At 61.2% G+C, this 6,000-nt stretch carries 7 protein-coding genes; 2 read left to right on the plus strand and 5 right to left on the minus strand.

Annotated features, from left to right (window positions below):
• Positions 1 to 32: 32 nt before the first annotated feature.
• Complete coding sequence (locus ACLEJQ_RS19180; RefSeq protein ID WP_440797467.1) at positions 33 to 314, minus strand: HU family DNA-binding protein; 282 nt, start codon at positions 312 to 314, stop codon at positions 33 to 35.
• A 393-nt stretch (positions 315 to 707) separates the two neighbouring features.
• Between ACLEJQ_RS19180 and yejK the strand changes: the two genes are divergently transcribed.
• Both yejK and ACLEJQ_RS19190 read left to right on the plus strand, forming a co-directional pair.
• Positions 708 to 1,712: a nucleoid-associated protein YejK gene (yejK, locus tag ACLEJQ_RS19185; RefSeq protein ID WP_440797469.1), complete on the plus strand. Its 1,005-nt coding sequence runs from the start codon at positions 708 to 710 to the stop codon at positions 1,710 to 1,712.
• Entirely contained in the window at positions 1,712 to 2,068 is a 357-nt protein-coding gene (locus tag ACLEJQ_RS19190; protein ID WP_440797470.1) for a glutaredoxin family protein, read from the plus strand. Before yejK ends, ACLEJQ_RS19190 begins: the two co-directional genes overlap by 1 nt.
• Positions 2,069 to 2,261: 193 nt before the next feature.
• Here the strand turns inward: ACLEJQ_RS19190 and ACLEJQ_RS19195 are convergent, their stop codons facing one another.
• The 4 genes from ACLEJQ_RS19195 to ACLEJQ_RS19210 all read right to left on the minus strand — a co-directional run bounded on the left by ACLEJQ_RS19195 (position 2,262) and on the right by ACLEJQ_RS19210 (position 5,489).
• Positions 2,262 to 3,197, minus strand: a complete 936-nt coding sequence (locus ACLEJQ_RS19195; protein ID WP_440797472.1) for a glutathione S-transferase family protein — start codon at positions 3,195 to 3,197, stop codon at positions 2,262 to 2,264.
• Positions 3,198 to 3,254: 57 nt separating this feature from the next.
• Positions 3,255 to 3,587, minus strand: coding sequence for a GIY-YIG nuclease family protein (locus tag ACLEJQ_RS19200; protein WP_440797474.1), 333 nt, complete (start codon positions 3,585 to 3,587; stop codon positions 3,255 to 3,257).
• A gap of 40 nt (positions 3,588 to 3,627) precedes the next feature.
• Entirely contained in the window at positions 3,628 to 4,098 is a 471-nt protein-coding gene (locus ACLEJQ_RS19205; RefSeq protein WP_440797476.1) for a nuclear transport factor 2 family protein, read from the minus strand.
• 86 nt (positions 4,099 to 4,184) lie between these two features.
• A complete protein-coding gene (locus ACLEJQ_RS19210; RefSeq protein WP_440797478.1) occupies positions 4,185 to 5,489 on the minus strand; it encodes a CynX/NimT family MFS transporter in 1,305 nt (434 codons plus the stop codon).
• Positions 5,490 to 6,000 lie beyond the last annotated feature (511 nt).

A 6,000-nucleotide genomic window follows, 5' to 3' on the forward strand; every position in this document is an offset into this window, starting at 1 on the left:
GCTCCGTGGCGCGGTTTTTCATTAAAGCGGTCTTACTTGTTGATGCCGTCGGTCAGCGCTTTGGCTGGAACGAACTTGACCACTTTCTTGGCAGCGATTTCGATGGCAGCGCCAGTCGAAGGGTTACGGCCGGTACGGGCAGGACGCTCGGTGACTTTCAGCTTGCCGATGCCTGGCAAGGTGATTTCGTCACCATTTTCCAACTGATCGGCAACGATCTGGCCCAGTTGGTCCAGGGCGTTACGCGCGGTGGTTTTCGGCGCGCCGATTGCTTCAGCGATGTCAGCGATCAGTTGGTCTTTAGTAAGAGCCATGTAGTGTTCCTTCCCTATCAAATTCATGTGGATTGCAGAGTGCAGTGTCAGCCATCGAGCCAGATCTTGTAATCGGGCACCCTCGGCAATCACCGCGACGGATCGGGGTAATAGATGCCGAAAACCGGGTTTGGTTCGACCTGACAAATGCTGAATGCACGCTTAACGCAGTGACTTCGCGTAAGACCGGGCAAAACTAGCACAATGCCTTTGAAATATCCGCTTCCAGCTACCCATTTGGTCAGCTTTCTTGCGCTAAAACGGTAAAAAAATGCATATAGGGCGGCGCAACGGCCTGAAAGGGCCTCGGGCGGGTTCCCAAACCAGTGATTGCGGTACACTGGGCCTTTTTCGGGGAGCGCGCCCTCCTCTCTTCCATCAGCCGAGAAATCCATGCCGATCCGCCATTGCATCGTCCACCTGATCGACAAAAAACCCGACGGCACCCCTGCCGTGCTCCATGCCCGCGATTCCGAACTGGCAGAGTCCACGGCCATCGAGAATATGCTCGCCGACCTCAACGAGAGCTACAACGCCAAACAAGGCAAGGCCTGGGGTTTTTTCCATGCCGAATCCGGGGCGCATCCGTTCAGCGGCTGGCTGAAGGAGTATCTCGAAGGCGGCAAGAACTTCACCGCCTTCAGTCGCGTGGCGGTGGAGCACCTGCAAAAGCTGATGGAAGAGTCCAACCTTTCGGTGGGCGGTCACGTGCTGTTCGCCCACTACCAACAAGGCATGACCGACTACCTGGCCATCGCCCTGCTGCATCACAGCGAAGGCGTGGCGGTGACCGATGAGCTGGACGTGACCCCTTCCCGTCACCTGGACCTGGGCCAGTTGCACTTGGCGGCGCGGATCAACGTCTCGGAATGGCAGAACAATAAACAGTCCAGGCAGTACATTTCGTTCATCAAGGGCAAGAACGGCAAGAAAGTCTCGGAGTATTTTCGCGACTTCATCGGCTGCCAGGAAGGCGTCGACGGCCCCGGCGAGACCCGGACGCTGCTCAAGGCCTTCAGCGACTTCGTCGAAAGCGAAGACCTGCCCGAGGACGATGCCCGGGAAAAAACCAAGACCCTGGTGGACTACGCCAGCAGCCAGGCCAAGCTGGGCGAACCCATGGGACTGGAAGAACTTTCCGAACTGATCGACGAGGATCGTCCGAAAGCCTTCTACGATCACATCCGCAACAAGGATTACGGCCTGTCGCCGGAGATTCCGGCAGATAAACGCACCCTGAATCAGTTCCGCCGCTTCACTGGTCGCGCCGAAGGCCTGTCCATCAGCTTCGAAGCACACCTGCTGGGCTCGAAGATCGAGTATGACGAGGAAGCCGGCACGCTGATCATCAAGGGGCTGCCGACTTCGCTGACCGATCAGCTCAAGCGGCGTAACTGATGTTCGGCGGAGTACTGAAGAAGTTTCTGCTGATTCTGCTGGTCGTGGTGGCGTATCAGAATTGGGGCAAGGTCGAGCGATTTCTCAACCCGTCGCAGATGGTTTCGCAGCAGATTCGCAGCAACGCCCACGTCGTGCTGTATGCCACCGACTGGTGCGGCTATTGCAAGGCGACCCGGCGGTTCCTGGATGAGAAAGGCGTGCCGTTTCAAGAGTTCGATATCGAAAAAGACGCCGAGGCGCGCAGGGCCTACGAAGCACTGGGCGGGCGCGGGATTCCAATTCTGGACGTGAATGGTACGTTGATTCGCGGGTATGAGCCGCAGCGGATTCTTGAGGCGCTGTCAGCCACATAGCCCTGGGCCTGGCTTGCGGGCCAATCGCGAGCAGGCTCGCCCCCACATGGGATCGCAGGTGACAAGAGAATCTGTGAACACCGCAAATCCACTGTGGGAGCGAGCCTGCTCGCGATGAGGGCATTGCAGTCACACATACGCTGACTGTCAAACCGCCATCGCGAGCAAGCTCGCTCCCACAGGTTATGACAGCTCAGCGAGCCTCGATACGAAACCCCGGCCGCGGGAAGTGTACATGCACCACTCCGGCGCGCTCGTCTTCGCGGCGCAAGATCATTTCTTCACTTCCGGCAAACAGCAACTCTCCGGCCACCGGATCGACGCCGTAGTCGGTTGCGGCGATGGTCACCTGTTGCCCTTTGGCAAACCCGTTCGGCTCCTCGAAGGCTTCTTCCGGCAACGCTGCCGGGGTGGCGTTTCGGGCGACTTCCAAGGCTTCTTCAGCACTCATCGCGCTCGACGCACCATGGCCGAAACCCAGTACCCGGCCCAACCAGGCCGAAACCGCCGGATACGCGTCCACCAGCGGCGAGGTGACCGGCGTGCCCTTGAGAAACCACAGCGGGTGCGCCATGGCGAAGTCGGCAATCGACGGATCGCCCAGCAGGAAGTCGCCCTCCTCGCGCTGCAATTGCTGCTCCAGACGAGCCATGATCGTTGGCCATTGATGCCTGGCCTGCTCCGCAGCCAAACGCGTGGCGCTGCCACCGCTGAACAATCCGGCGCGGTCAGCGATGAATGCCTTGACTGCCTCGGGCGGCAGCTTGGCGAAGCGCACAGCCATGGATTCAGGCTGGAACACCAGGCTTACCGCATGCTGGAACACCACTGAATCGACCCAGGCCGCAAAGGACGCGGCGATCATTTCCCGGCCTTCGGGGAACAGCGCCGGCGAGGCTTTTTCCTGCTCCAACCGACGGGCAATCAGGGACGTATCGCAATAGATGTCCGCGCCGACTTGCAACACAGGGGTCTTGCGATAGCCTCCCGTCAGCGCCGTCAGGTCGGGCTTGGGCATCATTGGCGGGATGTGCACCGAGCGCCAGGACAAGCCCTTGAACCCCAGCAACAGACGGGCTTTCTCGGCAAATGGAGACGTCGGGTAATGATGAAGGATCAGCTCTGACATGGAATTGGCCGCTGCAGGAATGAAGACCTGCAGCTTAGCGCGCCACGCGCAAGCAGCCTACTGGCCTGATGAAGGTGTATCAGCGCGGTGGATGCTGGCGACCAGGCACTCCTTGGCGCTTTTCCTGAGCTTCTTGATCAGCCGTTCCTGGCGCAGGGCTTCGCCCTTGTCGCGGCAGGCCTCGGTATACACCAGCGCCACGGCCGGGCTGGACAGAAAGAAGCGTGCGCCTTTGCCACTCTGATGCTTGGCGAAACGCCGCACCGGGTCATCGCTGATGCCGCAGTACAACGAACCATTGGCAGCCCGCACCAGATAGACGTACCAGGGCTTGCCCGGTTCGGCGGGGCTTTGTGCAGGCAGCTCGGAGAGTTCGTTGGTGGTCGTCAAGGGATGTCCAACAGGTGCGCAAAAACAAGCCGCGATCTTATCAGCGACTGGTCTGGAATGCCCGTAGGCCCTTGAGTGCCTGGGCCCTGACCGCGTTGCGCACCAGCGGCGTCCAACCCAGCAACAGGCCCTTGGTGCCCAACGCCTGGCGCGACCAGCGCCACAGGTCGAAGCTATCATGGTGCTCGCAGATCTTGCCATCGCGAAAAACGAAGCGCGCCTGGATGTCGTTGATCACGATGTTGCCGGTCTGGCTGAACAGATAGGTGGCGACCCAATGCGCGCCGCCGCTGCGTTCGTCGCTGCGCACGTTATCGAAGGTCAGGGAGAAATCCTTGGCCCGCGTGGTGAGCATGCGCCACATGTCGCCGGCATCACGCCCACGCAGCTCACCGAACGCCGGGTCACTGAACACCACGTCATCGGTGTAGCAGGCGCTCATGGCTTCGGCGTCCAGGCGCTGGAACGCCTGGTAGAAACGGGTGATCAGGGCATTGTGGGCATCGCTCATGGGCAGGCTCCGGAATCATTTCAGTGAGGTTGCACGATAATCTGCCGTGGTGGGGAAGGCTATCGTCATTCGCCATGAAAATGATATCAGCGAAGAGGCTCGACTCTTTCGCTGCTGACGCCTACGTACAACGCCCGGCCTGCGCCGAGGCCGGCGATGACCGCGCCCAGGCCGATCAGGCCGAAGATCCAGCCCAGGGCGCTCCAGCCACCGGTCAAGTCGTGGACCACGCCCACCGCGAACGGCCCGAGCGACGCCAATGTGTAACCGAAGCCCTGCGCCATGCTGGAAAGGTTCGCCGCCACATGGGCGTCCCGCGAGCGCAGCACGATCAAGGTCAACGCCAGGCTGAAGGTCGCGCCCTGCCCCAGGCCCAACAGGATTGCCCAGCCCCACAGGCCATCGATGGGTGCATAAAGACAACCGAACAAACCACCCAGGGTCATGAGCATGACGACCACAATGGCCGGTCGCTGGTCCTTGCCGCGAGTTGCCAGCCAGGGAGCAGTCAGTGAGCTGACCAGTTGCACGATGACCGAGCCGGATAGCACCAGCCCGGCCTGGGTCGGGCTCAGGCCACGACCGATCAGGATCGAGGGTAGCCAACCGAAGACGATATAGGCCAGCGACGATTGCAGCCCCATGTACAACGTCACTTGCCAGGCCAAGGGATCGCGCAGCAGACCACGGACCCGGTACGCCGCCTGATGGGCTCCGTGCTTCTGGCCCACTTGCGGCAACCAGAACACCACCGCCAGCAACGCCGGGACCATCCAGAACCCCAGGCCCAGGGTCCAGTCGTGGCCCAACTGCTCGCTCAACGGCACCGTTGCCCCCGCGGCCATCGCCGCCCCCAGGCACAGGGCCATGGTGTAGACACCGGTCATGGCCCCGGCCTGTCTGGCGAAGTCACGCTTGACGATGCCCGGCAGCAAAACGCCGATCACCCCGATGCTCGCACCGGCCAGGATACTGCCGGCGAACAGCCCGACCTGACCGAACGAGCTACGCAGGACGATCCCACCGGCCAGGGTCAGCAGGATCCCCAACACCACCCGCTCCGCCCCGAAGCGTCGCGCCAGCACCGGTGCCAGCGGCGCGAACAGGCCCAGGCACAGCACCGGCAGTGTCGTCAGCAAACCCGCTTGGGCCGCCGAAAGACCCAGGCTTCTGGACACTTCGCTGAGCAGCGGCGCCATGCTCGACAGCGCCGGACGCAGGTTCAGCGCCACCAGGATCAGCCCAAGCAGCAGCAACCAGGGCCGGCGCACCAACGGCTGGCTCTGCTGGGCCTGTTCGTCGTCGGCTTCGGCGTCGATCAGCAGTTCTTCAAGTTCGCCAGCGCGTTGAGGCGCGGCTTGGGCAATAGGGTCAAGCGAATCGCGGGACATGGAAGGCTCTGAATCAGGGTTCATTGATCAACCATCGGCAGCGGGCTTGCCCCGTTGCGGAACAAGTCGGACACGGGTTGATGACGAGGGATGCTGCTGAGGGGCCGGTCGCGATTGCGCACTGATCGCGCTGGAAAATAGCGGTACAGCACGCTGAGTGCCGGTCAGGCGGCGGTGAAATCACAATCCGAATTTTCTGACATGTTAGTCAGCTTCATGTGGGACGGCAACCGCCTACCGTGATGGGGAGGGAAATGGAGCGAAATAGGCTCGACCGCTACCCGCATCTGCTCGCCGAGGCGAAAACATTGGCGCAAGACGCCGACTTGAGGCAATTCAAGACAACGGTGCACAAGGAGCACGAAACCGCTCCGCAGCCCTGAGCATCCGCTGCACAAAAAACAAACCCGGAACAGCGTTCCAATACGGTTCACTGAAGGACATCACTGCCCCGGGGGGGGGGGGGGGGGTTTCTCTTTTCTTTTTTATCAGGCACAGAACCACCCGGGGA

The organism is Pseudomonas sp. SMV71 (genome assembly GCF_052042015.1).
GTDB lineage: Bacteria > Pseudomonadota > Gammaproteobacteria > Pseudomonadales > Pseudomonadaceae > Aquipseudomonas.